The organism is Pseudomonas matsuisoli (assembly GCF_014647635.1).
Taxonomy (GTDB): Bacteria; Pseudomonadota; Gammaproteobacteria; order Pseudomonadales; family Pseudomonadaceae; genus Pseudomonas_P; species Pseudomonas_P matsuisoli.
The window spans coordinates 75,294-100,536 of record NZ_BMPO01000012.1; the positions used below are offsets into that span (position 1 = coordinate 75,294).

The 25,243-nt window shown below is 59.3% G+C and carries 22 protein-coding genes; 10 read left to right on the forward strand and 12 right to left on the reverse strand.

What is annotated here, in order from left to right; genetic code table 11:
• Positions 1–20: 20 nt before the first annotated feature.
• Together mscK and selO are read left to right on the forward strand one after the other, a co-directional pair.
• Complete coding sequence (mscK, locus tag IEY47_RS19705; protein ID WP_188985917.1) at positions 21–3,365, forward strand: mechanosensitive channel MscK; 3,345 nt, start codon at positions 21–23, stop codon at positions 3,363–3,365.
• 25 nt (positions 3,366–3,390) lie between these two features.
• The gene (gene selO, locus IEY47_RS19710; protein ID WP_188985919.1) at positions 3,391–4,845 is read left to right on the forward strand and encodes a protein adenylyltransferase SelO; all 1,455 of its coding nucleotides are present in this window, start codon (positions 3,391–3,393) and stop codon (positions 4,843–4,845) included.
• 255 nt (positions 4,846–5,100) lie between these two features.
• Here the strand turns inward: selO and IEY47_RS19715 are convergent, their stop codons facing one another.
• A complete protein-coding gene (locus tag IEY47_RS19715) occupies positions 5,101–5,454 on the reverse strand; it encodes a hypothetical protein (protein WP_188985921.1) in 354 nt (117 codons plus the stop codon).
• 122 nt (positions 5,455–5,576) lie between these two features.
• Between IEY47_RS19715 and IEY47_RS19720 the strand changes: the two genes are divergently transcribed.
• The 5 genes from IEY47_RS19720 to IEY47_RS19740 all read left to right on the forward strand — a co-directional run bounded on the left by IEY47_RS19720 (position 5,577) and on the right by IEY47_RS19740 (position 9,502).
• Positions 5,577–6,209 (forward strand): DUF2796 domain-containing protein, encoded by a 633-nt coding sequence (locus IEY47_RS19720; protein WP_188985923.1) that lies wholly within the window; start codon positions 5,577–5,579, stop codon positions 6,207–6,209.
• Positions 6,210–6,216: 7 nt separating this feature from the next.
• A complete protein-coding gene (locus IEY47_RS19725; protein ID WP_188985925.1) occupies positions 6,217–6,924 on the forward strand; it encodes an ABC transporter ATP-binding protein in 708 nt (235 codons plus the stop codon).
• A 1-nt stretch (position 6,925) separates the two neighbouring features.
• Positions 6,926–8,188 carry an ABC transporter permease gene (locus IEY47_RS19730; protein WP_188985927.1) on the forward strand — a complete coding sequence of 421 codons (1,263 nt, stop codon included), beginning with the start codon at positions 6,926–6,928 and terminating at the stop codon, positions 8,186–8,188.
• Between the two features lie 15 nt (positions 8,189–8,203).
• Entirely contained in the window at positions 8,204–8,707 is a 504-nt protein-coding gene (locus tag IEY47_RS19735; RefSeq protein ID WP_188985929.1) for a DUF3299 domain-containing protein, read from the forward strand.
• A 108-nt stretch (positions 8,708–8,815) separates the two neighbouring features.
• The gene (locus IEY47_RS19740) at positions 8,816–9,502 is read left to right on the forward strand and encodes an OmpW/AlkL family protein (protein WP_188985931.1); all 687 of its coding nucleotides are present in this window, start codon (positions 8,816–8,818) and stop codon (positions 9,500–9,502) included.
• A gap of 102 nt (positions 9,503–9,604) precedes the next feature.
• Here the strand turns inward: IEY47_RS19740 and IEY47_RS19745 are convergent, their stop codons facing one another.
• Entirely contained in the window at positions 9,605–10,537 is a 933-nt protein-coding gene (locus tag IEY47_RS19745; RefSeq protein ID WP_188985933.1) for an NAD-dependent epimerase/dehydratase family protein, read from the reverse strand.
• Between the two features lie 12 nt (positions 10,538–10,549).
• Positions 10,550–11,434 (reverse strand): sugar nucleotide-binding protein, encoded by an 885-nt coding sequence (locus tag IEY47_RS19750; RefSeq protein ID WP_188985935.1) that lies wholly within the window; start codon positions 11,432–11,434, stop codon positions 10,550–10,552.
• Positions 11,435–11,958: 524 nt separating this feature from the next.
• On the opposite strand from IEY47_RS19750, the gene IEY47_RS19755 reads away from it, so the two are divergent.
• Positions 11,959–12,735: a hypothetical protein gene (locus IEY47_RS19755; protein WP_188985937.1), complete on the forward strand. Its 777-nt coding sequence runs from the start codon at positions 11,959–11,961 to the stop codon at positions 12,733–12,735.
• A 166-nt stretch (positions 12,736–12,901) separates the two neighbouring features.
• Positions 12,902–14,182, forward strand: coding sequence for an MFS transporter (locus IEY47_RS19760; protein WP_188985939.1), 1,281 nt, complete (start codon positions 12,902–12,904; stop codon positions 14,180–14,182).
• Positions 14,183–14,243: 61 nt separating this feature from the next.
• On the opposite strand, the gene IEY47_RS19765 is transcribed toward IEY47_RS19760, so the two are convergent.
• Both IEY47_RS19765 and IEY47_RS19770 read right to left on the reverse strand, forming a co-directional pair.
• Complete coding sequence (locus IEY47_RS19765; RefSeq protein WP_308426311.1) at positions 14,244–14,735, reverse strand: single-stranded DNA-binding protein; 492 nt, start codon at positions 14,733–14,735, stop codon at positions 14,244–14,246.
• A gap of 17 nt (positions 14,736–14,752) precedes the next feature.
• On the reverse strand, positions 14,753–16,132 hold the full coding sequence (locus IEY47_RS19770; protein WP_188985942.1) for an MFS transporter: 1,380 nt from the start codon (positions 16,130–16,132) through the stop codon (positions 14,753–14,755).
• 640 nt (positions 16,133–16,772) lie between these two features.
• Here IEY47_RS19770 and uvrA point away from each other — a divergent pair.
• The gene (gene uvrA / locus IEY47_RS19775) at positions 16,773–19,607 is read left to right on the forward strand and encodes an excinuclease ABC subunit UvrA (protein ID WP_188985944.1); all 2,835 of its coding nucleotides are present in this window, start codon (positions 16,773–16,775) and stop codon (positions 19,605–19,607) included.
• Positions 19,608–19,656: 49 nt separating this feature from the next.
• On the opposite strand, the gene katG is transcribed toward uvrA, so the two are convergent.
• The 7 genes from katG to rpmJ all read right to left on the reverse strand — a co-directional run bounded on the left by katG (position 19,657) and on the right by rpmJ (position 25,219).
• Positions 19,657–21,930: a catalase/peroxidase HPI gene (gene katG / locus IEY47_RS19780; RefSeq protein ID WP_188985947.1), complete on the reverse strand. Its 2,274-nt coding sequence runs from the start codon at positions 21,928–21,930 to the stop codon at positions 19,657–19,659.
• Positions 21,931–22,100: 170 nt separating this feature from the next.
• A complete protein-coding gene (gene rplQ / locus IEY47_RS19785; protein WP_188985949.1) occupies positions 22,101–22,487 on the reverse strand; it encodes a 50S ribosomal protein L17 in 387 nt (128 codons plus the stop codon).
• A gap of 44 nt (positions 22,488–22,531) precedes the next feature.
• Entirely contained in the window at positions 22,532–23,533 is a 1,002-nt protein-coding gene (locus IEY47_RS19790) for a DNA-directed RNA polymerase subunit alpha (RefSeq protein WP_188985951.1), read from the reverse strand.
• Positions 23,534–23,555: 22 nt separating this feature from the next.
• Positions 23,556–24,176 (reverse strand): 30S ribosomal protein S4, encoded by a 621-nt coding sequence (gene rpsD / locus IEY47_RS19795; protein WP_188985958.1) that lies wholly within the window; start codon positions 24,174–24,176, stop codon positions 23,556–23,558.
• Positions 24,177–24,192: 16 nt separating this feature from the next.
• On the reverse strand, positions 24,193–24,582 hold the full coding sequence (gene rpsK / locus IEY47_RS19800) for a 30S ribosomal protein S11 (RefSeq protein ID WP_188985960.1): 390 nt from the start codon (positions 24,580–24,582) through the stop codon (positions 24,193–24,195).
• Positions 24,583–24,612: 30 nt separating this feature from the next.
• On the reverse strand, positions 24,613–24,969 hold the full coding sequence (gene rpsM / locus IEY47_RS19805; protein ID WP_090213056.1) for a 30S ribosomal protein S13: 357 nt from the start codon (positions 24,967–24,969) through the stop codon (positions 24,613–24,615).
• Between the two features lie 133 nt (positions 24,970–25,102).
• Positions 25,103–25,219, reverse strand: coding sequence for a 50S ribosomal protein L36 (gene rpmJ, locus IEY47_RS19810; protein WP_003281814.1), 117 nt, complete (start codon positions 25,217–25,219; stop codon positions 25,103–25,105).
• Positions 25,220–25,243: the final 24 nt, after the last annotated feature.

Sequence of the window (25,243 nt, forward strand, 5' to 3'; positions counted from 1 at the left end):
TAATCCAGAATCCCAACACCATGCGCTTGCTGTATGCCTTTTCTGCCATCCTGTTGCTCAACCTGCTGCCCATTGGCGGGGTGAATGCCGCCGCCTCCGATGCGCCCACCACCGAGCAGGTCCAGTCGAGCCTGGACAAAATCGCCGAGCGCAAGCTGCCGGAGGCGGAACAAGCCGCCGTGCAACAGACGCTTGAAGGCACGCTGGGCTTCCTGAAAAGCCAGGCGGATGCGCAGCAAGGCCTGGAAGCGCTAAAAACGCAGATTGACCAAGCCCCTCAGGAAACGGAACAAGCACACAAGGAGCTGCTGGCACTCAAAGATCAGCCGCCCACCGACATCCAGCAGCGCTACGCTAATGCATCGGTACAGGAGCTGGAAAAGCAATTGGCCGAACGCAATGCCAAGCTCGAGGCCTGGCAGAAAGCGCTCACCGAAGCCAACAGCCTGATCATCACCGGGCAGACCAGACCCGAACGCGCGCAAGCCGAAATCGGCTCCAGCCAGGCCCGCGCCCAGCAGATCAGCCAACAACTCAAAGGCGGCAAGGACGGCACGTCGAAGTCGCTGACGAGTGATCAGATCGATCAACTCAATGCCGAGCTGGCCGCTATCGACGCCCAAAATGCGTTGCGTCGCGCGCAATTGGCCGGCAACAGTGCCTTGCAGGACCTGGGCAATGCCCGACGAGAGCTGCTGAACGAACAGATCGCACGCGCCGAGAAGCAGGTGCTCGATCTTCAGGCGTTGATCAACGCACGGCGCCGCGCGCTCTCCGCAGAGACCTTCGCCGAACTCTCCAAGGAAGCGGACCAGACCGCGAGTGACGGCCTGCTCAGCGGCCAGCGCGCCATCAATCTGCGCTTCTCCGATTACCTACTGCGCGCCACTGACCGATTGAACGAGGTCACCCAAGAGAACCTTCAGGCGCAGCAGCAGCTCGACAATATCAAGCAAATCGACCAGACGCTGGATGAACAGATTTCGGTGCTCAGCGGCAGCCTGCTGCTGTCCAAAGTGCTCTACCAGCAGAAGCAGGCGCTTCCCAACGTCAAGTTCGATACCAATCTTGCCGAGCAGATCGCGGATATTCGTCTATATCAGTTCGAGCTGAATCAGGAGCGCGACCAACTCAGCGATCCGGTGGCCTTCGTCGACCAGTTGATAACGCAAAGCAGCGAGGAGCCCACCAGCGAATTGCGCGCCTCGCTGCTGGACCTGGTGAAACAGCGAATCGATTTGATGGAGCGCATGAATCGGGAGCTGAATACGCTGCTCAGCGAATCGATCACCCTGCAGCTCAACCAGACGCAACTGTCGCAGACGGTCCAACAGCTCAGCGCGACCCTCGAAGAGCAGATGTTCTGGATCCCCAGCAATTCGCCGCTCGACAGCAGCTGGTTCGCGGCCCTACCCGTGCGGCTATGGCAACAACTGCAATCGCTCCCTTGGACGGCTACCCTTGCGGAGTTGGGCCGGGGCCTGTCGGAGCGCCCACTGGTGTTTTTGCCGCTGCTGTTGGTGATCGGGGTGCTAACGCTGCGCCGCAAAGCAATTTCCAACCGCCTGACCGTCACTCACCGCGACATCGGCAACGTTAAGCGTGACAGCCAGTGGCACACGCCCCGCGCGCTGCTGTTCAACACCCTGCTGGCGATGCCAATGACCCTGTTCCTGGGGCTCTGCGGCTATGCGCTGCTGCTCGACGGTCGCGGCCAGAATGCCAATGTGGGCATGGCGCTCATCCAGATGGCCAAAGCCTGGCTGGTGTTCTACACCGCGTATCGCATCCTCAAGCATGAAGGTGTCGCCGAGCTCCATTTCCGCTGGGATGCGAAACAGGTGGCGTTCCTGCATCGCGAAATCCGCAAACTTGGCCTGGTCGTAATGGCGCTGGTGGCCGTCGTCGTGCTGGCCGAGCGTCAACCCTCGCTGCTGGCGAACGATGTTCTCGGGATTCTCGTCGTGGTCACCTGCTACGGCCTGATGAGCTGGCTACTGGTAAAAACGCTGGTACGTGGGCCGTCGAGCGAAAACGCGCCGCCGTTCCGCATCATGCTGGCGCTGCTCTTCAGCATGTTGCCGGTGGCGCTGATCATCGCCGTCGGCTTCGGCTACTACTACACCGCGCTGAAACTGACCGATCGCCTGATCGGTACGCTGTACCTGTTCATGCTATGGACCATTCTGGAAGCTGCCGTAGTTCGGGGTCTTGCGGTTGCCGCACGACGCCTGGCGTACAAACGTGCGTTGGCGAAGCGAGAGGCGCAACTCAACGAAGGCATCGACGACAAAGAGCCGATCGAAGAGCCCGTACTGGACATGGAGCAGATCAACCAGCAATCCCTTCGTTTGCTGCGGCTGGGCCTGTTCGGCCTGTTCATTGCGGGGCTCTATTGGGTGTGGTCCGACCTGCTTGGCGTGCTGACCTACCTGGATAACGTCACCTTGTACGAATACACCAGCGGCACCGGCACGACAGCGGTGCAGGTACCGATCACCTTGCTGAACGTGGTGGGCGCGCTCACGCTTCTAGGCATCACGGTCATGCTTGCCGGTAACTTGCCCGGCCTCTTGCAGGTGCTCGTGCTCTCGCGCATGCGGCTCGCGCAGGGCAGCGCCTATGCGACGACGACCCTGCTCTCCTACACCATCACCGGGGTGGGGTTGGTGTCAACGTTATCCACGCTGGGCGTGAGCTGGGACAAGCTCCAGTGGTTGGTCGCAGCGCTTTCGGTAGGCCTCGGCTTCGGCTTGCAGGAAATCTTCGCGAACTTCATTTCCGGCCTGATCATCCTGTTCGAACGTCCGGTGCGCATTGGCGACCTCGTCACCATTGGCAACTTGACGGGCACGGTCAGCAAGATCCGCATTCGTGCAACGACCATCACAGATCCGGACAACAAGGAAATCATCGTTCCGAACAAGACCTTCATCACCAGCCAGCTGATCAACTGGACACTGACGGATACGATGACCCGGGTCGTGGTGAAAGTCGGGGTCGCTCATGGTTCCGACCTGGACAAAGTGCACCAGCTGCTGCTGGATGCGGCGCATCAGAACCCCCGTGTGCTGAAAGACCCCGAGCCTGCGGTGTTCTTTACCCTTTTCGGGGAAAGCACGCTCGACCACGAACTCCGGGTTCACGTCCGCGAGCTCGTCGACCGGCTTACCGTGGCCGACGAGCTCGGCCGCTGGATCAGCCGGGAATTTCCCAAACACGACGTCAAGATCGCGTTCCGCCAAGTCGACGTGTACATCAAGAACTACCAGGGCGACGAGCGTCAAATACAGAAAGGCGTGGTGGAAGCTGCCGCAGCAGCTGCCTCAGATCAGCGTAATCCACCGCTGCCGCCTGCCACTTGATACGTAACCGGTCCTGGAGATGCTTTTGAAAACCTTGGACGACCTGGTGTTCGACAACCGCTTCGCGCGACTTGGCGATACGTTTTCCACCGAAGTGCTTCCCGATCCCCTCAATGCGCCGCGTCTGGTCGTTGTCAGCGAGTCGGCCATGGCGCTGCTGGATTTACCTGCGAGCGAACACGCGCGACCGGAGTTCATCGAGTTGTTCGCAGGACACACCTTATGGAACGACGCCGCCCCACGCGCGATGGTGTATTCCGGACATCAATTCGGCGGCTACAGCCCGCGCCTGGGTGACGGTCGCGGCCTGTTGCTGGGTGAGGTCGTGAATAGCCGTGGCGAACATTGGGATCTGCATCTCAAAGGCGCCGGGCTCACGCCCTACTCGCGCATGGGTGACGGACGCGCGGTCCTGCGCAGTTCCATTCGCGAATTCCTCGCTAGCGAACACCTTCACGCGCTGGGCATACCTACTTCGCGCGCGCTCTGCGTGACCGGCTCGGATACGCCGGTCTATCGGGAAACCCGCGAAACCGGCGCAATGCTGCTGCGCATGGCGCCCAGCCACGTTCGCTTCGGCCACTTCGAGTACTTCTATTACACGCGCCAGCACGACGCACTAAAGACTCTGGCCGATCACGTCATCGCCGAACATTTCCCCGCCTGCCGCGAGCAGTCAGCGCCATACGCGGCCCTCTTTCGTGAAGTGTTGGAGCGCACCGCAGAAATGATCGCGTATTGGCAGGCCTACGGCTTCTGTCACGGCGTGATGAACACGGACAACATGTCGATCCTCGGGATTACCTTCGACTTCGGGCCCTACGCGTTCCTGGACGACTTCGACGCCAACCATATCTGCAACCACTCGGACGACACGGGTCGCTATAGCTTCAGCAATCAGGTACCGATCGCCCACTGGAACCTAGCTGCGCTCGGCCAAGCCCTGACGCCATTGGCCGAAGCCGATGAGCTGCGCGCGACGCTAGAGCTCTTCTTACCGCTGTACCAAGCGCACTATCTCGCGTTGATGCGCCGTCGGCTGGGTTGGATAGGCGAAGAGGAGGACGATGCGGAACTCGTGCAGCGGCTGTTGCAGTTGATGCAGGGCAGCGCGATCGACTTCACCGCGTTCTTTCGCGAACTAGGTGAACGCGCGCCAGCGGATGCGGTTGCGCGTCTACGTGACGACTTCATCGACCTGACCGGCTTCGATGACTGGGCCGAGGCGTACCTGGCGCGATGCACCGAAGAAGCGCCGTCCACACGCCGAGCCCGCATGCACGCGGTCAATCCCAAGTACATCTTGCGTAATTATCTGGCCCAGGAAGTGATTACGGCAGCAGAGCGTGGCGATTACGAACCGGTTCGCACGCTGCAAGAGGTGCTGTCGCGGCCATTCGACGAACAGCCCGGACGCGAGCATTACGCGCAACGCCCACCGGACTGGGGCAAACACCTGGAGATCAGCTGCTCGTCGTGAGGCGTTCAGCAGCGCTCCATTGTCGCCGACTCGGATCGCCGGCTTCGATCCTGTAGGGGGGAACCCCTCGTTGCTGGCGGGTGGGGTATATGTGGGAGCGGGCCATGCCCGCGATGCGCTTTCCACCCACCAAGGCCTTCCCCGAGCGCACCCAATCGCGGGCACGGCCCGCTCCCACAATGTTCAAAGCCTGCTTGAGCAGCACCGTAGGGTGGAATCCCGAAGGGCTTCCACCGTTCACCGCGGGCACCCGACTCAGCTGTCGACCCAGTGATACACGTGCACGTCGGGCCCACTTTCCAAGCGCACATTCGGACTGTGCCGCAGCCGCACCAACAGTCGCTTGGTGGTCGTCGCACTGCCGGTGAGCGTATCGAGCAGCCCGGACAACGCCGGGCCATCGAGATGACCTGCTTGCCGCAGTAGATCTTGTGCGGCTTCCCAATGAGGATCATGCGCCTGTGCCGAGACGGTTGCGGGGGTTGCCGCGGCCGTGTGATCCACCTCGCTTGGCGCCGTATTCAGGGCCCTCAAGCGGCCCAACTCGTCATCGTCCAGATCCAGCGTAAGATCTACCGGCCATTGCCCGATCGTGCCGCGTATCCTCAATGGAAAGTCCTCTTGCCTCGAACGAAAGCTGCATCATGCCTGAACGAATGACTCGACGTACTGGCACCCCTCCAAAACTTGTTATAACGTAACCGCCCATCTCTAGATTTGGATGCCTGTCCATGCCACGCCTCTCTCGCACCCTTCCTTTCGCGGCCCTTACCTTGGTTATCTCCATGGCCCATGCGCACGACCATGATCACGATCATGAGCACGGTAGCCTGGGTAAACATGAGCATGGCGTGGCGACGCTCAACGTCGCATTGGAAGGCAGTGCACTGGAGATCGCGCTCGAGAGCCCGGCCATGAACATCGTGGGTTTCGAACACGCAGCATCCAGCGATGCGGACAAACAAACAGTTGCAGCGGCGCAAAAGCAGCTGGGTCAGTCCGCTGACCTGTTCGGATTGCCGGCCGGCGCGGGTTGCAAGGCCGGAGCGGTAAATCTCTCCAGCCCCTTGTTCGGCTCGTCCGAAGCCGCTCATTCCGAACACGATCACGATCACGATCACGATCACGATCACGATCACGATCACGATCACGATGAGCATGACCATGAGCACGAACATGTCCACAGCGACGTGGATGCTGAATACAGCTTCACCTGCGAAAACCCAGCCGAGCTGGAAGCGATCGACCTCAGCGGATTCTTCAAACAGTTTCCCGCCACTCAGAAAGTGAACGTTCAGGCCATCACCCCCAACGGCCAGAAAGGCGATACCTTGACCGCTCAACAGCCGAAGCTGACCTTCTGATACGTTCATGACTGTCTCTCTGATCAAACTGACTGCGCTGGGCTTCGCCTGGCCCGGTCAGCCGGAACTGCTCAATATCCCGACCTTCACGCTGGACCGCGGCGAACGGCTCTTTCTCAAAGGGCCCAGCGGCAGCGGAAAGACCACGCTACTGGGCTTGCTGGGTGGCGTGCAGACCGTCAAACGCGGCAACGTCCATCTCTTGGGTACCGATCTGGCGAAACTATCGGCCAGCAAGCGTGATCGTTTTCGCGTAGACCACACCGGCTATATCTTCCAGCAATTCAATCTACTGCCTTTCCTGTCCGTCGAAGAAAACGTGCAGCTGCCCTGCCGCTTTTCGAAAGAACGCGCACACCGGGCAGAAGCGCGGCATGGCAGCGTCGTCGAGGCGTCTCGGCACCTGCTCGCCCAACTAGGCCTTGCCCCCGACCTTGGCACGCGCCGGGCGGACAGCTTGTCCATTGGCCAGCAGCAACGCGTCGCCGCAGCGCGCGCACTGATCGGCAGCCCTGAACTGGTCATCGCCGATGAGCCCACCTCAGCGCTGGATGCCGACGCACGCGAAGGTTTTCTGAAACTGCTCTTCGCCGAATGCAGTGCGTCTGGCGCGGGGCTGTTGTTCGTCAGCCATGACCAAAGCCTGGCGCCGCTGTTCGACCGCACCTTGTCCTTGAGCGAGCTGAACCGGGCCGCACGACCGCTGGAGAATTGAGATGTATCTGCTGCGTCTGGCACTCGCCAGCCTGTCCAACCGCCGCTTCACGGCGCTCTTGACCGTATTCGCCATCGGCCTTTCCGTCTGCTTGCTGCTCGCGGTCGAGCGTGTCCGCACAGAGGCACGTGCAAGTTTCGCCAGCACCATCAGTGGTACGGACCTTATTGTCGGTGCCCGCTCCGGCTCGGTGAACTTGCTGCTCTATTCCGTATTCCGCATTGGCAACGCGACCAACAACATTCGTTGGGACAGCTTCGAAACCCTCGCTAATCACCCGCAGGTGGACTGGGCGATTCCGTTGTCACTGGGTGATTCGCACAAGGGATACCGAGTCCTTGGGACCAATGGCGACTACTTCGAGCATTATCACTACGGGCGCGGCCTGTCGCTGGAGCTGGCCGAAGGGAAACCCTTCCAGGACCTCTTCGACGTGGTGCTCGGCGCGGAAGTCGCCCAGGCGCTTGGCTACCACCTCGGCGATCACATCGTTCTCGCACACGGCGTGTCCACCGTCAGCCTGCAACAGCATGACGACAAACCCTTCGTCGTCACCGGCATTCTCGAGCGCACCGGCACACCGGTCGACCGTACGCTGCACATTTCCCTGGAGGGCATGGAAGCGCTGCACGTCGATTGGAAAAACGGTGTTCCTGCCCGCGGTGCCGGCAAGGTCTCGGCGGAACAGGCACGCGAGATGCACCTGCAACCCACGGCGATCACCGCCGTGATGCTCGGACTGAAGAGTAAGATCGCGACCTTCGCGCTGCAGCGGCAAATCAATGAATACCGCGGCGAACCATTGCTTGCCGTGTTGCCCGGCGTCGCCCTGCAGGAGCTGTGGAGTCTGATGAGCACGGCTGAAAAAGCCTTGCTCGTGGTGTCGGTGTTCGTCGTGCTCGTCGGGCTGATCGGTATGCTCACGGCCATCTTGGCCAGCCTTAACGAGCGACGCCGCGAAATGGCCATCCTCCGCTCCGTCGGCGCACGCCCGTGGCACGTGGCGGGATTGCTCGTCATGGAGGCGTTCGCGCTCGCCACTGCCGGCGTCGGGCTTGGCTTGGGTCTGCTGTATGTCGGCATCGCGGTGTCACGCGGTTTCCTGCAAGCGAATTACGGGCTGGACCTACCGCTAGCCTTGCCAAGCGCGTACGAATGGAGTCTGCTTGGCGGCATTCTCGGTACAGCGATACTGATGGGAAGCGTGCCAGCCTGGCGCGCGTACCGGCAATCACTGGCCGATGGTATGTCCGTCCGATTGTGAGCCCTTGAGACCCTTATGCTGCGTGCTTTGCTCTGTGCCGTTCTGATGTCTGTCAGCACCCTCGTGCTGGCAGACGTCCGTGAGCTTCAATGGGAAGAAATGATTCCAGCCGGCGCCCCACCCGCGCCGGAGCCCATTCCCCTTCATGAGCTGGCCGGGCAATTGTCCGAAGCAGGCCCCGCTGCCGCGCAGTCCGCGCCCGACGCCCCGGTGGAAAAGTCGCTCGATGGGCAGCAGATCAAGCTGCCGGGATATGTCGTGCCACTGGAGATCAGTGAAGAAGGATTCGTCAAAAGCTTCCTGTTCGTTCCGTACTACGGCGCCTGCATCCACGTACCGCCCCCGCCGTCGAATCAAATCGTTTACGTCACTTCGCAGACCGGCATCCGCCTGGACGCCCTTTACCAGCCGTTCTGGATCGAGGGACCAATGACCGTTGAGTCCACTTCCAGCGACCTGGCGTCGGCTGGCTACCGGATGGCCGCAGACAAGATCTATCCCTACGAACTGGAAAACTGACAAGATCGCGCCGCGCTTTTTCAAGCGTAAGTTGAGTTAAGTCAAAACCGTGAAGTACTTAGCTCGCTAACTTATAGGGAAGATCTTTCAACGTAGATGGAGCTTGTGATGCGCAAGTCGTTGTTTACCCTGTCCGCTCTCGTCCTCGCCGCCGTTGCCCCTCTGGCAAGCGCTCACCAAGCTGGCGACATTCTCATTCGAGCAGGTGCGGTAACGGTTGATCCACACGAAGACAGCAGTGATATCTGGGTTGGCGCACTGGGTACGGATGTCGCGGAAACGAAAGCCACATTGGACAGCGATACCCAGCTGGGCCTGAACTTCGCTTACATGCTCACCGACCACATTGGCGTGGAATTGCTGGCAGCGACGCCTTTCAATCACGACGTCGGTGTCAGTGGGATGCCGGGAGACTTTGCTGGCCTGAACGGCAAACTCGGTAGCCTCAAGCACCTGCCTCCAACCCTGAGCGTGCTTTATTACCCTATGAGCGGGGTGTCCAACTTTCAGCCCTATGTCGGTGCTGGTATCAACTACACCTGGTTTTTCGACACCAAGCTGAGCAGCGAAGCGGAAGCGAAGGGCTTCGACGGCCTGGATATGAAGGATTCTTGGGGGCTCGCCGGGCAAATTGGTTTGGATTACATGCTGAGCGATAACCTAATGCTCAATGCTCAGGTGCGCTACATCGATATCGACACCACCGGCACGACGAATTTCGGCGGCGAAAAAGTAAAAGTCGACGTAGATGTCGATCCGTTCGTCTACATGGTGGGCTTGGGTTATAAGTTTTAACCCTGTTTTAGAATGCGCGCGTGACCTGAGGCAATCAGCCCAGCCTGCCTCAGGTCATCCTCGAGTCGCGCGTAAAGGTACTCTACAGCGCCATAACGGCGCTTAGCCGTTCAGCAATCTGGCCAAGCCATCACGCAACGATGTCGGCTCAGCCATTCGGTAACGTGCCAATAGGCGCGAGTTATTCGCCCGCGAATGGCGGATATCGCCAGCGCGCGCTGCCGCATTAGAGATGGGCGGCAACCCACCGACCAAACTACCGATCGTTTCGAGCAACTGATTGAGGCTGGTCGAACGGCTCAATCCCACATTGACGGCACCCGCCTCGACGCGTGGCATTTCCAATGCCTGAATCAGCAGATCGATCAAATCACCGACATAGACGAAATCCCGGGTTTGCTCGCCATCGCCAAACAGCGTGATGGGCTTCGCGTCACGGGCATAGGTCGTGAAGATGCTGATCACGCCGGAGTAAGGCGAGGATGGGTCCTGGCGGGGGCCGAAAATGTTGAAGAATCGGAAGATCGCCGGTTCCAGGTCATGCTGATGCCGATAGAAGTCGAGGTATTGTTCCCCGGCGAGCTTATCTACGGCGTACGGCGTCATGGGTGCCTTGGGCGTGTCTTCGTCAATGGCCTGCCCTTCCCCGTTCGGCCCGTAGACAGCGGCACTGGAGGCATAGAGGACGCGCTTGATGCCCGCGCGGCGCATGGCCTCGCAGATATTCAAGGTGCCGATGAAATTGCTCCGGTGCGTGCTGACAGGGTCTTCCACCGACGCTTGTACGGAGGCGACCGCCGCCAAGTGCGCCACCGCGCTACATCCTTGCATGCTGCTCTCGACGACATCGACATCAGCGATATCGCCTTCGATCAGCTCTAGCCGGTCGCGTCCGGCAGGCAGGTTGCTCCACTTTCCAGTGGAGAGATTATCCAGTACGCGCACGGCATAGCCCTTCGCCAAGAGTCCATCGACCAGATGAGAACCGATGAATCCGGCGCCACCGGTGACGAGAATGGGTCCTGCTTTGCGCATGGGGATACGTCCTTAAAATTGCCGATAGTAGCGGTCGAGCAAATTGGGCAAACCCGCCCGCCATGCTCTGGGTTTGATGCCAAAGGCATGCAGAATTTTCTTGCAGGCAAGCACGCCGTTTTGCGGCTCGTAACGCGCGTCTGGAGTCGCGCCGTGGGGTTGCGGCGCCAGGTCGCCAACCGCGAGGTCCCGTCGCAGACGCGCTTCGGTCAACACCGCCTGCCCCAAGGCCAATGGCGTGGTCGCCTCGTGCCCACCGTAGTGGTAGACCCCCCACAATGGCGCCGAGCAATCCAGCTGTTTGAGTATCGCCAAAAGCACACGCGCCGCATCGTCGATCGGCGTCGGGTTGCCGCGGCGATCATCGGCCAGAAATAGCTGCTCTTGATGTTGCGCATGCTTGAGAAAACGATCGAGCACGCCGCCTACGCTGTCGTCGAGCAACCAGCCGAAACGGGTGATCACATGGCGCGGGCAAATTGCTTTGACGCTTTGCTCCATACGCCGCAAGGCTTGACCGCGCGCCTCCAAAGGGTTGGGCTCATCGGTTTCCCCGTAGGCCATCGCCCGCGCCCCATCGAAGACGCGGTAACTGGAGGGTTGCAACAAAATCGTGTCGTGATGCTGACAAAGCTCGGCGAGCCGTTCGACCGCACGCTCCTGCAAATCCAGATTGGCAGCGTCCACGTCAGCGTTCTGAAACCAGTCGAAGTAGTAGGACAGATTGATGACGACATCAGGACGCGTGTCGTCCAGCAGTTGCGTAAGTGTCGCTGCATCCCAACCAAACTCGGGGGGTTTGGGCGCGAGGAAGCCGATGTCCTCTTCTGCGCCCAAACGGATCAATGCCTGCCCAAGGGCGCTACCGCCACCCAGCAATATCAGGCGCATACGCATCGAATGATTATTCCCCGCTTTGATCAAGTGGCACGTGCCGTGCCGATAGTGTCGTCGAAACAAGCATTCTGAGGTTTTTGCCGGCGACAGTCACGCTGCCCTGCATATAAGACGGCCTTCGCAATACCCTGTATGAGTTCAGCCTGCGTCTCGAGACCTTTGATCGAACGGCAACGGGCGCTCATGGTTCGCGCGCTGACCGAAAGGAACGTCTAGCCAGGGAATTCTACGCCAAAGCTACCGCTCATCGGATTAATCCACAATAAACCGCCTTTACATATGAAAAGCGAAGCGAGCAGAGAACCTAATCGGGTTTTATTGATCCAGAGCTAGGTTTCGAATGGGGTATGCCAGACTTACCCTATCTCACTCGAAAGCGTGTCTGTCATGGTGGTTTCCTGACGATGTTGGGGTATCACGAACGCGCGCGCCCGTTCGCAGAAACGGCGCAATAACAAGAAAGGCTCAAGGTTGAGCGTGCTGATTAGCGTGTCCGTCGAATTTCAATCCAGGAAGCACCGTAAATGCCCGAATTTTTGAAAGCTGATACGAAGCTGGTACCTCGTATTGTCGAGGAGATGGAGAGCAAGGGGTACGCTGTCATTGAGGGTTTTCTATCCGAAGAACAGCTCCAGGCCGCCTGCCAACACGTCGATTTCGAAGTGAAGCGTCACGATCACGAGTATTTCGCCATGCAAGGCGTGGACGCCGTGAAGGACAGCATCTTCGAACGCATGACACTTTCCCCTCGTATCGGCGAGCTGATGCGAGACCTTTATAAAGCCGGCGTGGGTGCAGAGCCTCGCTCGACCGATATCTTTCCGGCGCTGCGTTGCCTGCAGGGCACCACAGGCAAACGCGAGTCCTACTACTTCCACTACGACGCTGCTGCGCTGACCGCACTTATTCCCTTGGTGACGCCCACTGAGGGCCGCTACTGCGGGGACTTCATTTTCTTCCCCAACCTGCGAAAAATTCGCGGCAACCTATACTTCAACATCATCGAAAAAGCGGTCATGCAAAACACGCTGACCCAAAAGATGGTGACATTCGCCGTGAAACGCGGCTGGCTCAAGCCCGTCACCATCAAGATCGTGCCAGGTAATGCCTATTTCTTTTGGGGCTACCGTTCGCTGCACGCCAACGAGCCCTGCGATCCGAAGCTGCTGCGCTCGACCGTGCTGTTGCACTACGGCGAACCCCACAGCCGCGAGAATCTGGTTTCACGACTATTCCTGGGCTGGAACTTCCGCCGAGCCCGCATCATCAACGAGCGCACGATGCGCAAAGACGTCGGATGAACCGCTGACGCGACGGACCACGCGCCACCCACAAAACAAGGCTGGCGCCCGTTCTCCCCAGCAGACGTTGCCTTGATCCGCTTTCTAAAACACCGCCGGGTTGCAGGCGTTGCCGTTACAATCGGGCCCCTTTGGCGAGCCTCCTCGCCCACGTCCGGAGATTGTCATGCCGAACCCGAGCGTCGACGCGGTGTACCGTAAGGTGACGTTGCGCCTCATCCCGTTTCTCTGTTTCTGCTATCTCGCGGCTTATCTCGACCGCATCAACATAGGCTTCGCCAAGCTGCAAATGCTCGACCAGCTGCAATTCAGCGAAGCAGCTTACGGCTTGGGCGCTGGGCTATTCTTCGTCGGTTACATCCTCTTCGAAGTACCGAGCAATCTCGTGCTCGAACGTGTCGGCGCACGGATCTGGATCGCTCGCATCATGATCACCTGGGGCCTGCTATCAGGGGCGACTCTTCTGGTCACGGAAGCCTGGCACTTCTATCTTCTGCGGTTCTTGCTGGGGGCGGCCGAAGCCGGCTTTTTGCCGGGCGTGCTCTATTACCTCACGCAATGGTTCCCCTCCCATCGGCGAGGTCGGATCATTGCGCTGTTCATGATTGGGCTCCCCCTTTCTAGCCTCATCGGCGGGCCGCTCTCGGGCTGGATCATGCGCACCTTCGACATGACCGCCGGCATGCATGGCTGGCAATGGTTGTTCCTGCTGGAAGCCATTCCAACCGTACTGCTCGGCATCGCCTGCCTGTGGTGCCTGCCCAACCGCCCTGGCGAAGCACGCTGGCTCTCCCCAGCCGAACAGGCCGTCCTGGCTGAAAGGCTCGACGCTGACGAGCGCGAAAATCCCAGTACCCAGCGCTCGTTCAAAGAGGGATTCTTCAATCTGAAGGTCTGGATGCTGGGCGGAATTGATTTCGCGATCCTATTGAGTGCCTACGTCATCGGCTTCTGGCTGCCGACGTTCATTCGTAACACCGGCGTAACGGATACATTCGAGATCGGCCTGCTCACGGCCATTCCCAGCCTGGCAGCCTTGATCAGCATGCTCGTGATCGGCGCCAGCTCAGACCGAATGCGCGAACGCCGCTGGCACATCATCGTGCCGTTCCTGATCGGTGCTGCTGCCATGTTCGCCAGCACGTTCGTCAGCCAAAGCCTGGTCGGCACTGTCGTCTGCTTTTCGATCGCGTTCGCCGCCGTCATTGGCGCAGTGCCCGTGTTTTTCAGCCTGCCAGCGACGTTCCTCAAGGGCACGGCTGCTGCGACAGGATTCGCCTTGGCCTGCTCGCTGGCCAACATCGCAGGGCTGGTGGGCAATTCGCTAATGGGTCTGGTGATGGACCTCTTTCACAGCGCCGAAATCGCGTTATGGATCTTCGGCGCCTGCCTATTGCTGAGCTCACTGCTGGTCATCGCGTTGCCGGCCAAAATCGTCAACCGCTGACCCAGAAATGCAAAAGGCCCCGCCAGGTTCTCTGTCGGGGCCTTTTGCAATGCAGCATTCCTTAGAACGGAATGTCGTCGTCGAAGCTGTCGTAGTCAGGCGCGGGCTGCTGAGCGGGTTGCTGCTGCGGACGCTCCTGTTGGCGCGGGGCGGCGGCAGGTTGCGGACGCTGCTGGCGGGGCGCGCTGTCGTTGCCGCCTTCGTTGCTATTACGGCCACCGAGCAACTGCATGGTGCCTTGCATGTCCACGACGATCTCGGTGCTGTAGCGCTTGACGCCGTCCTTTTCCCACTCCCGGGTTTGCAGCTTGCCTTCGATATAGACCTGCGAACCCTTGCGCAGGTATTCCCCGGCAATCTCGGCTACCTTGCCGAACAATACGACGCGGTGCCATTCGGTCTTTTCGACACGCTGCCCGGTCTGCTTGTCAGTCCATTGTTCGCTGGTCGCCAGACTCAGGTTCGTGACTGCGTTGCCACTTGGCAAATAGCGTGTTTCAGGATCCTGTCCGCAGGTCCCGACCAGAATGACTTTGTTAACCCCACGGGCCATGATGTTCTCCTAATCTCTCAACATGCCGCCTGGATAAGACGTTCCAGCGACATGCGATCCAGTTGTTTGGTGTCCATCTTGATATAGAGGGCAGCTTCTTCCGCTACCACGATGGCATCCGCCACTCCAGGCTCCGCCTTTAAACGCTCGGCCAGCCCGTTCACGGCAAGCGCCGCAGCAGATAGCGGCACGCGCAGGCTGGTCACGTACGGAGGTTCGCGCATAGTAACAGCAAAGCAGAACCATAAGAGCGCGAGCGCAGCACATCCGAGGTACACGCCCGACAGTCCGTTGTGTTGGTACAACCAGCCCCCCATGATGCCCCCGGCGGCGGAGCCGAGAAACTGGCTGGTGGAGTAGACACCCATGGCCGTGCCTTTACCGCCAGCCGGTGAGACTTTGCTGACCAGCGAGGGCAAGGACGCTTCCAGGAGGTTGAAGGCTGTGAAGAACACCAAGACCCCCAGGACCAGTGCGCGCAACGTGTTGCCGAACCAGAAGAAGTAGAGCTCGCAGAGCAACAACAGCACGATCGCTCCGAGCAGGACGTGCTTCATGCGCCGCTTCTTTTCGCCATAGATGATGAACGGCACCATCGCGAAAAAGCTCAGCAGCAGCGCGCCGAGATACACCCACCAATGCTCGTCCTTGGGCAGATGCCCCCGTTCGACGAGCGCCAACGGGAGTGCCAGGAAACTCGCCATCAGAATGCCGTGCAGGGCGAAGATGCCGACGTCCAGGCGCAGCAAGTCCGGATGGCGCAAGGTCCGACCGAGCGCCTGTTTGGCCACCCCGGATTCACGATGCTGCAGCATTCGGTCAGGACGTGGCACGATGAACAGGACAACGAGTATCCCTACGACCGCCATGCCTGCCGTGCTGAAGAACAGTCCGGAAAGACCAAAGGCGCCGGTCAACAGAGGGCCGATCACCATCGCCACGGCAAACGACAGGCCGATGCTCATGCCGATCATGGCCATGGCCTTGGTCCGGTGCTGTTCACGGGTGAGATCAGAAAGCAGCGCCATCACCGCCGCAGATATAGCACCAGCGCCTTGCAATACACGGCCAAAGATCACGCCCCAGATGGTGTCCGCTTGCGCCGCGACGATGCTGCCCAGCGCGAACACGAGCAACCCCACCAGGATGACGGGCAACCTGCCGATGCGATCGGAAACGACCCCCAGCGGAATTTGCAGGAACGCCTGCGTTAAACCATAGGCGCCGATCGCCAGTCCTATGAGAGCGGGCGTTGCACCGACAAGGTCTAGGCCGTAGGTCGACAGGACCGGCAAGACCATGAACATGCCCAGCATGCGAAAAGCGAAGACAAGGGCCAGCCCTCCGGCGGCGCGGGTTTCACGGGCGTCCATGCGCTCACCGTGTGGATCGTGCATCAATTAACCTCAGAAGACGGATGCCGCGAAAAAAGGCGTTTGAAGGCGGACGGAAAGACATGACAGACGGGCTAGAAACACGCTGTTTACCCCTGGCAAACGAACGCCTCGAAGCCCGCGCGAACACGGCATGAGCTCACGCAATCGTTCGCAGCCTTCAGAATGCGGCGCAATTCTACCAGCACAATTGGGGGCATTTGGTGATTCATCGCAGTGTTGACCCGCGCACGATTGTCGCAGCACGGACCAAAAAGCAGCTGAACGTCTCCCGCATGTCCCGCCGCGACCACATCGATCACGCCTCGTCGCTCGCCATCGCTGGACCGTGCGTCAGCTCGCCGGTCAGTCCACTTGGAAACAGCGATATCGACCCTCATCAAGAGAGCTACGGCGAAGGTTTCTTGTTGAAGGCAGGGCTGGCGACGCGTCTGTCAGTCAACAGTCCATCAGAGCCGGCACGCGCGAGTCTTCGCGCGTCGCACCCAAGAATATCGCCCCCAACATTTCATTTGCCCCCATGCTGCCTCATGAGCAGCCAATCCGTGCCGCCCTCTTCCACAGGAAAAGCAGGCACCGCTTTGCCCTGTACTTTCGCGCAACCTTATACTCGCGGGTTTCCCGCCAGCCACACGAGGCCGTTTTGGACAAGATCCTGATCCGTGGGGCACGCACCCACAACCTGAAGAATATCGACCTGACCCTGCCGCGCGACCAGCTGATCGTGATCACGGGCTTGTCAGGGTCGGGAAAGTCGTCGCTGGCTTTCGACACCCTCTATGCAGAGGGACAGCGCCGTTACGTGGAATCACTTTCGGCCTACGCCCGCCAATTCCTGTCGATGATGGAAAAGCCTGACGTCGACACGATCGAAGGGCTTTCCCCGGCAATCTCCATCGAGCAGAAATCCACGTCACACAACCCCCGCTCGACTGTCGGGACCATCACCGAGATCTACGACTATCTGCGCTTGCTCTACGCGCGGGTGGGCACGCCCCGCTGCCCGGATCACGACATTCCGCTGGAAGCCCAGACCGTTAGCCAGATGGTGGACCAGGTACTGGCCATGCCGGAAGGCAGCCGTCTCATGCTGCTCGCGCCGATTGTCCGCGAGCGCAAGGGCGAACACGTGTCGGTGTTCGAGGAAATGCGCGCGCAGGGTTATGTCCGGGCGCGCGTGAACGGCAAGCTCTATGAACTCGATGAGCTGCCCAAGCTGGATAAGCAGAAGAAGCACTCGATCGACGTCGTGGTAGACCGCTTCAAGGTACGCGCCGACCTGCAACAGCGTCTGGCAGAGTCCTTCGAAACTGCCCTGGGGCTGGCCGACGGCATCGCCATCGTCGTGCCCATGGAAGGCAATGATGCCGAGGAAACCATTTTCTCGGCGCGCTTCGCGTGCCCGATTTGCGGCCACTCGATTAGTGAGCTCGAGCCCAAACTCTTTTCCTTCAATAATCCAGCAGGCGCATGCCCCACTTGCGACGGACTGGGTGTGAAGCAGTTCTTCGACGCTCGACGCGTCGTCAATGGCGAACTCACGCTGGCGGAAGGCGCCATTCGTGGCTGGGACCGGCGCAATGTCTATTACTTCCAGATGCTCGGCTCGCTCGCGGCCCATTATGGTTTCAGCCTGGAAGAGCCGTTCAACACGTTGGCAGCCGATCACCAGAAGGTCATCCTCTCGGGCTCGGGCCGTGACAGCGTCGATTTCCGCTACCTGAACGACCGTGGCGATATCGTCAAACGCGCGCACCCGTTCGAAGGCATTCTGCCCAACCTGGAGCGCCGCTATCGGGAGACCGAATCGCAAAGCGTTCGTGAAGACCTTGCCAAACTGCTCAGCACGCAACCGTGCCCCGACTGCCGCGGCACCCGTTTGCGGCGTGAAGCGCGGCACGTCTGGGTCGGCGAGAAAACGCTGCCTGCCGTGACCGGCCTACCTGTGGGCGATGCCTGCGGCTATTTCGAGTCACTCAGCTTGACCGGTCGCCGAGGCGAGATCGCGGCGAAGATCCTCAAGGAAATCCGCGAGCGGTTGCAGTTCCTGGTGAACGTCGGCCTCGATTACCTGACCCTGGATCGCAGCGCAGACACCCTTTCCGGGGGCGAAGCACAACGTATTCGCTTAGCGAGCCAGATCGGTGCCGGCTTGGTGGGCGTCATGTACATCCTCGACGAGCCCAGTATCGGGCTTCACCAGCGGGACAACGAACGTCTGCTCGGTACGCTGACGCACCTGCGTAACCTGGGTAATACCGTGATCGTGGTGGAACACGACGAGGATGCAATCCGCCTTGCCGACTACGTGGTCGATATTGGCCCCGGCGCCGGCGTTCATGGCGGCCAGATCGTGGCGGAAGGTACGCCTGATCAAGTCATGAAGCATCCGGACTCGCTGACGGGAAAATACCTTTCAGGGCGCGAAAAGATTCGCTATCCGGCCGAGCGTACGCCGCGCGACAAGAAGCGTTTGTTGAAACTCAAAGGCGCGCGCGGCAATAACCTGCGCAAGGTCGACCTGGAGATTCCGGTTGGGCTACTGACCTGCATTACCGGCGTTTCGGGGTCGGGCAAGTCCACGCTCATCAACAACACGCTGTTCCCCATCACCGCGACCGCGTTGAACGGCGCCACGACGCTGGAGATCGCGCCACACGACAGCTTCGACGGGATGCAGCATCTCGACAAGGTCGTGGACATCGACCAAAGCCCCATTGGCCGCACGCCACGCTCGAACCCGGCCACCTACACCGGGCTGTTCACGCCGATCCGCGAGCTATTTTCCGGGGTGCCTGAAGCCCGCTCACGCGGTTACGGTCCTGGCCGTTTTTCCTTCAACGTCAAAGGCGGTCGCTGCGAGGCCTGCCAGGGCGATGGTGTCATCAAGGTGGAAATGCACTTCCTGCCTGACATCTACGTGCCCTGCGACGTGTGCAAAGGCAAACGCTACAACCGCGAAACCCTCGAGGTGAAATACAAAGGCAAGAGCATCACCGAAGTCCTGGACATGACCATCGAGGAAGCCCGCGAATTCTTCGATGCCGTGCCGGCAATCGCGCGCAAGCTGCAAACGTTGATGGACGTGGGACTCTCGTATATCAAGCTCGGCCAGAGCGCGACGACCCTCTCGGGCGGCGAAGCGCAGCGGGTCAAGCTGTCTCGCGAGCTTTCCAAACGGGATACGGGCAAGACCCTGTACATACTCGATGAGCCGACCACGGGCCTGCATTTCGCGGACATCCAACAGCTGCTCGACGTACTACACCGCTTGCGGGACCACGGTAATACCGTGGTAGTCATTGAACACAATCTGGACGTAATCAAGACCGCGGACTGGATCGTCGACCTCGGCCCGGAAGGTGGCTCCAAAGGTGGCCAGATCATTGCCAACGGTACTCCCGAAGAGGTTGCTGCCAACAAGAAATCCCATACCGGCCACTTCCTCAAACCGTTGCTAGAGCGAGATCGCGCTTAAAACGAACAGGCCCTGCACGAAGCAGGGCCTGTCTTTCTTCCAATGCGGATCAGCGAAGGTCGAAGCGGTCCAGATCCATCACCTTGCTCCAAGCGGCGACGAAATCGCTCAAGAACTTCTCGCCCGCATCTGCGCCGGCATACACCTCTGCATTAGCACGCAATATCGCGTTCGAGCCGAACACCAAATCTACCCGCGTACCCGTCCACCTCAAGTCACCGGTTTTCCTGTCACGTCCTTCGAACAGCTCACGTGTGTCCGAGGTCGCTTTCCAGACTGTCCCCATGTCCAGCAGGTTGACGAAGAAATCGTTGGTCAGTGCGCCGGGTCGGGACGTAAGTACGCCATGGGGTACGCCGTCGACATTGATATTGATTCCACGCAGCCCGCCTATCAACACAGTCAGCTCAGGCGCTGTAAGCGTGAGCAACTGCGCCTTGTCGATCAATAACGCCTCCCCCGGGACGTCGTAACGCGCCCGCGTGTAGTTACGGAAGCCATCCGCGACAGGCTCCAGTACGTCGAACGACGACACATCGGTCTGCGCCTGCGAAGCGTCCATTCGGCCTGGCGAAAAGGGGACCTCAACCGAATGCCCACCATTTCGCGCGGCCTGCTCGATCCCCGCTGCGCCCGCGAGTACGATCAGATCCGCTAGCGAAATCCGCTTCGCGCCAACCTGAGCACTGTTGAACGCTGCTTGAATGGCTTCAAGTACTTCAAGGACCCCAGCCAATTGCTGAGGCTGATTGACCGCCCACCCCTTCTGCGGCGCTAGGCGAACGCGCGCGCCGTTGGCTCCACCGCGCATGTCGGAGCCTCGAAACGTCGATGCAGACGCCCAGGCGGTACCGACCAGCGCTGAAACTGACAAGCCAGACGCCAAGATTTTTTCTTTGAGCACGGTGACGTCTTGCGAGTCGACCAGCACGTGATCCACCGCCGGGATCGGATCCTGCCAAAGCAATTCTTCAGTCGGCACCTCCGAACCTAAGTAACGTGCACGCGGCCCCATGTCCCGGTGCGTCAGCTTGAACCAGGCACGCGCGAACGCATCGGCGAATTCCTCGGGATACGCCAGGAAACGGCGTGATATCTGCTCGTATGACGGGTCGTGGCGTAGCGAAAGGTCCGTGGTCAACATCGTCGGGCGATGAGTCCTTGCGGGATCGTGCGCATCGGGGATGACCGCTTCGGCGTCTTTCGCGATCCACTGGTGCGCGCCGGCCGGGCTCTTGGTCGCCTCCCATTCGTATTTGAACAGGTTCTCGAAGAAGTAATGGCTCCACTGCGCAGGCGTCTGCGTCCAAGTGACTTCCAAACCGCTGGTGATGGTGTCGCCACCCTTGCCGCTACCGAAGGTACTGGCCCAGCCGAGACCTTGATGTTCGAGGTCGGACGCCTCGGGATCAGCGCCAACGTGCTCGGCGGCACCTGCCCCATGGGTTTTACCGAACGTATGGCCACCTGCAATTAGCGCGACCGTTTCTTCATCGTTCATGGCCATGCGGGCGAACGTCTCGCGAATATCATGCGCGGCGGCAACAGGGTCGGGGTGTCCTTCCGGGCCTTCGGGGTTCACGTAGATCAAACCCATCTGCACGGCCGCAAGGGGGCGTTCCAAGTCACGACCAGAAAGGCCGGTCCGATCGTGTTCATGACCATGCTGAGAGGCATCCGCCGTGACCGCGCCACGATCGCCAGGCGTTTTGCCGTATCGCTCATCGCCACCTAGCCAAGTTTTCTCGGCGCCCCAATAGACGTCCTGATCCGGTTCCCAGGTGTCCACGCGGCCGCCCGCAAAACCATAGGTTTTGAAGCCCATGGACTCGAGTGCAACGTTGCCGGTCAAAATCAGCAGGTCCGCCCAAGAAATGCGTTGACCGTACTTTTGCTTGATTGGCCAAAGAAGGCGGCGAGCCTTGTCGAGGCTCACGTTGTCGGGCCAGCTATTGAGCGGAGCGAAGCGTTGCTGGCCACGACCCGCGCCCCCACGGCCATCACCGGTACGGTAGGTCCCGGCGCTATGCCAGGCCATCCGGACGAACAACGGGCCATAGTGGCCAAAGTCCGCAGGCCACCATCCCTGTGAATCTGTCATCAACGCATGCAGATCACGCTTGAGCGACGCTAGGTCCAGCTCACGGAACGCCTTGGCATAGTCGAAATCAGTGCCAAGCGGGTTGGACTGAGCAGCATGTTGATGGAGCAGATCGACACGTAATTGGTTGGGCCACCAATCCTTGTTGGTCGTCCCTCCGGTAACCTGGCGCTTGATCGCACCGCTGGCAAACGGACATTTACTCGGAGCACTCTCGCTCATGTTCAAACTCCTCTTTTGACACATAACCGCCATTAACTGGCCATGTCGAGAAGTCTAAGCAGCACTACTTACTAGAGATAATTTATTAAACGAACGAAGCTAATAGTTTTTAGCATCTTTATGGCAATAAAAAACCGGGCTAATGCCCGGTTTTTTACTGCTAAGCAGGCTTATTCAGCCGCTTCAACCTGACCCGAAACAGGACGGTCGACAAGCTCGACAAACGCCATAGGCGCGTTGTCGCCGGCGCGGAAACCGCACTTCAGGATACGGAGATAACCGCCCTGACGGTTGGCGTAACGCTTACCGAGATCGTTGAACAGCTTGCCTACGGCAGACTTGGAGCGAGTGCGGTCGAACGCCAAACGACGGTTCGCAACACTATCTTCCTTGGCCAGAGTGATCAGCGGCTCAGCAACGCGACGCAGTTCCTTGGCTTTCGGCAGAGTAGTTTTGATCAACTCATGCTCGAACAGCGACACAGCCATGTTTTGGAACATGGCCTTGCGGTGAGCGCTGGTGCGGCTGAGATGACGGCCACTTTTACGATGACGCATGGTTCATTTCCTTACCAAACTTTCTCGTTCGGTGATGATGACGATTAGGCCGTGGCCTTATCGTCTTTCTTCAGACTTGCCGGAGGCCAGTTGTCCAGACGCATACCGAGGGACAGACCACGCGAGGCAAGAACGTCCTTGATTTCAGTCAGGGATTTCTTGCCCAGGTTCGGCGTTTTCAACAGTTCTACTTCGGTGCGCTGAATCAGGTCGCCGATGTAGTAAATGTTTTCTGCCTTGAGGCAGTTTGCCGAACGAACGGTCAGCTCCAGATCATCTACCGGACGGAGCAGGATCGGATCGATCTCGTCTTCCTGCTCGACGACTACTGGCTCGCTATCACCCTTGAGGTCGACGAACGCGGCCAACTGCTGCTGCAGAATGGTCGCGGCGCGGCGAATGGCCTCTTCCGGATCGAGTGTGCCGTTGGTTTCCAGGTCAATGACCAGCTTGTCCAGGTTGGTACGCTGCTCTACACGAGCATTCTCAACAACGTAGGCCACGCGGCGTACGGGGCTGAAGGATGCGTCCAATTGCAGGCGGCCAATGCTACGGCTTTCGTCTTCGTCGTTCTGGCGCGCATCAGCTGGCTCGTAACCACGACCACGGGCAACGGTAAGCTTCATGTTGAGCGAACCGTTGTCGGACAGGTTAGCGATGACGTGGTCGCCGTTGACGATCTCGACATCGTGATCCAGCTGAATGTCTGCTGCAGTGACAAGGCCCGGGCCTTTTTTGCTCAGGTTAAGTGTCACTTCATCACGGCCGTGAAGCTTGACCGCCAGACCTTTCATGTTGAGCAGGATTTCGATCACATCTTCCTGCACACCTTCGATCGCACTGTACTCATGAAGCACACCGTCGATCTCGACCTCGACTACAGCGCAGCCAGGCATGGAGGACAACAGGATGCGGCGCAGCGCGTTGCCCAGGGTATGGCCGAAACCACGCTCGAGCGGCTCGAGCGTGATCTTGGCGCGGGTTTGACTGACCGCTTGCACATCGATGTGGCGAGGGGTCAGGAACTCATTTACCGAACTCTGCATGGATTGCACCTATTTCTAGCCCTTACTTGGAGTAGAGCTCGACAATCAGGTTTTCGTTGATGTCGGCCGAAAGATCGCCACGAGCCGGCACGCTCTTGAACACACCGGACTTCTTCTCAGCGTCTACTTCGACCCACTCAACGCGACCGCGCTGGGCGCAAAGCTCAAGGGCCTGAGCGATACGCAGCTGGTTCTTCGACTTCTCACGAACGGCCACTACGTCGCCAGGCTGAACCCGGTACGAAGGAACGTTCACGGTCTTGCCGTTGACGCTGATGGTCTTGTGGGAAACGAGCTGACGGGATTCTGCGCGAGTCGCGCCAAAGCCCATGCGATAGACGACGTTGTCCAGACGCACTTCGAGCAGCTGCAGAAGGTTCTCGCCGGTAGCACCCTTACGACGGGCTGCTTCCTTGTAGTAACCGCTGAACTGACGCTCGAGCACACCGTACATACGACGTACTTTTTGCTTTTCACGCAACTGCGTGCCGTATTCGGACAGACGGCCACGGCGAGCGCCGTGTTGGCCAGGAGCCTGTTCGATGTTGCACTTCGATTCGAGCGCGCGCGCACCACTCTTCAGGAAGAGGTCGGTACCTTCACGACGAGACAGTTTGCACTTGGGACCAATGTAACGAGCCATTTCTCACTGTCTCCTATTACACGCGACGCTTCTTCGAAGGACGGCACCCGTTATGCGGGATAGGCGTCACATCGGTGATGCTGGCGATCTTGTAACCACATCCATTCAATGCACGTACTGCGGACTCACGACCTGGACCTGGACCCTTGACGTTGACGTCGAGGTTCTTGAGGCCGTATTCGAGTGCCGCCTGACCTGCACGCTCGGCTGCAACCTGGGCAGCGAACGGAGTGCTCTTACGGGAACCACGGAAACCAGAACCGCCGGAGGTAGCCCAGGAAAGCGCGTTGCCCTGACGGTCAGTGATGGTGACGATGGTGTTATTGAAAGACGCATGGATGTGGGCAATCCCATCAACCACTGTCTTTTTGACTTTCTTACGAGGACGAGCTGCTGGCTTAGCCATGACTTAATTCCTGTCGATTCGCGGGCGCAATTACTTGCGGATCGGCTTACGCGGGCCCTTACGGGTACGCGCGTTGGTCTTGGTACGCTGGCCATGAACAGGCAAGCCACGGCGATGACGCAGACCGCGGTAGCAGCCCAGGTCCATCAAACGCTTGATGTTCATGTTGATTTCACGACGCAGATCACCTTCGGTGGTCAGCTTCGCAACTTCGCCACGCAGTTGCTCGATCTGCTCGTCAGAGAGATCTTTGATTTTCGCAGCCGGGTTAACGCCGGTAGCGGCGCAAATGCTCTGCGCAGTTGTGCGACCAACACCATAGATGTAGGTCAGCGAGATAACAGTGTGTTTGTTATCCGGAATGTTTACGCCTGCAATACGGGCCATTCAGTGTAACTCCAAGTGACAGCTACCTACGCCCCGGAAGCCAAGAAAAGGGCGCGAGATTCTAGCGCTGTAATAAAAGACAATCAACCCGGTAGCACACTAGCTACCGGGCTCAAGTCGCGTTGACTCACACTCAGCCTTGGCGCTGCTTGTGACGCGGTTCCGCGCTGCAGATCACTCGTACGACACCGTCGCGACGGATGATTTTGCAGTTACGGCACAGCTTTTTAACCGATGCACGAACTTTCATCACCAACTCCTCGAACCTTACGGG

What these genes read in the sequence shown, in the direction of transcription:
- rpsD (WP_188985958.1), bottom strand. Translation starts at nt 24,176, where the DNA reads ATGGCTCGTTACATTGGTCCCAAGTGCAAACTGTCTCGTCGTGAAGGT.
- katG (WP_188985947.1), bottom strand. Translation starts at nt 21,930, where the DNA reads ATGAGCGAGAGTGCTCCGAGTAAATGTCCGTTTGCCAGCGGTGCGATC.
- IEY47_RS19760 (WP_188985939.1), top strand. Translation starts at nt 12,902, where the DNA reads ATGCCGAACCCGAGCGTCGACGCGGTGTACCGTAAGGTGACGTTGCGC.
- rpmJ (WP_003281814.1), bottom strand. Translation starts at nt 25,219, where the DNA reads ATGAAAGTTCGTGCATCGGTTAAAAAGCTGTGCCGTAACTGCAAAATC.
- IEY47_RS19720 (WP_188985923.1), top strand. Translation starts at nt 5,577, where the DNA reads ATGCCACGCCTCTCTCGCACCCTTCCTTTCGCGGCCCTTACCTTGGTT.
- IEY47_RS19755 (WP_188985937.1), top strand. Translation starts at nt 11,959, where the DNA reads ATGCCCGAATTTTTGAAAGCTGATACGAAGCTGGTACCTCGTATTGTC.
- IEY47_RS19725 (WP_188985925.1), top strand. Translation starts at nt 6,217, where the DNA reads ATGACTGTCTCTCTGATCAAACTGACTGCGCTGGGCTTCGCCTGGCCC.
- IEY47_RS19790 (WP_188985951.1), bottom strand. Translation starts at nt 23,533, where the DNA reads ATGCAGAGTTCGGTAAATGAGTTCCTGACCCCTCGCCACATCGATGTG.
- rpsK (WP_188985960.1), bottom strand. Translation starts at nt 24,582, where the DNA reads ATGGCTAAGCCAGCAGCTCGTCCTCGTAAGAAAGTCAAAAAGACAGTG.
- IEY47_RS19770 (WP_188985942.1), bottom strand. Translation starts at nt 16,132, where the DNA reads ATGCACGATCCACACGGTGAGCGCATGGACGCCCGTGAAACCCGCGCC.
- IEY47_RS19750 (WP_188985935.1), bottom strand. Translation starts at nt 11,434, where the DNA reads ATGCGTATGCGCCTGATATTGCTGGGTGGCGGTAGCGCCCTTGGGCAG.
- IEY47_RS19730 (WP_188985927.1), top strand. Translation starts at nt 6,926, where the DNA reads ATGTATCTGCTGCGTCTGGCACTCGCCAGCCTGTCCAACCGCCGCTTC.
- IEY47_RS19765 (WP_308426311.1), bottom strand. Translation starts at nt 14,735, where the DNA reads ATGGCCCGTGGGGTTAACAAAGTCATTCTGGTCGGGACCTGCGGACAG.
- mscK (WP_188985917.1), top strand. Translation starts at nt 21, where the DNA reads ATGCGCTTGCTGTATGCCTTTTCTGCCATCCTGTTGCTCAACCTGCTG.
- IEY47_RS19735 (WP_188985929.1), top strand. Translation starts at nt 8,204, where the DNA reads ATGCTGCGTGCTTTGCTCTGTGCCGTTCTGATGTCTGTCAGCACCCTC.
- IEY47_RS19740 (WP_188985931.1), top strand. Translation starts at nt 8,816, where the DNA reads ATGCGCAAGTCGTTGTTTACCCTGTCCGCTCTCGTCCTCGCCGCCGTT.
- rpsM (WP_090213056.1), bottom strand. Translation starts at nt 24,969, where the DNA reads ATGGCCCGTATTGCAGGCGTAAACATTCCGGATAACAAACACACTGTT.
- IEY47_RS19745 (WP_188985933.1), bottom strand. Translation starts at nt 10,537, where the DNA reads ATGCGCAAAGCAGGACCCATTCTCGTCACCGGTGGCGCCGGATTCATC.
- rplQ (WP_188985949.1), bottom strand. Translation starts at nt 22,487, where the DNA reads ATGCGTCATCGTAAAAGTGGCCGTCATCTCAGCCGCACCAGCGCTCAC.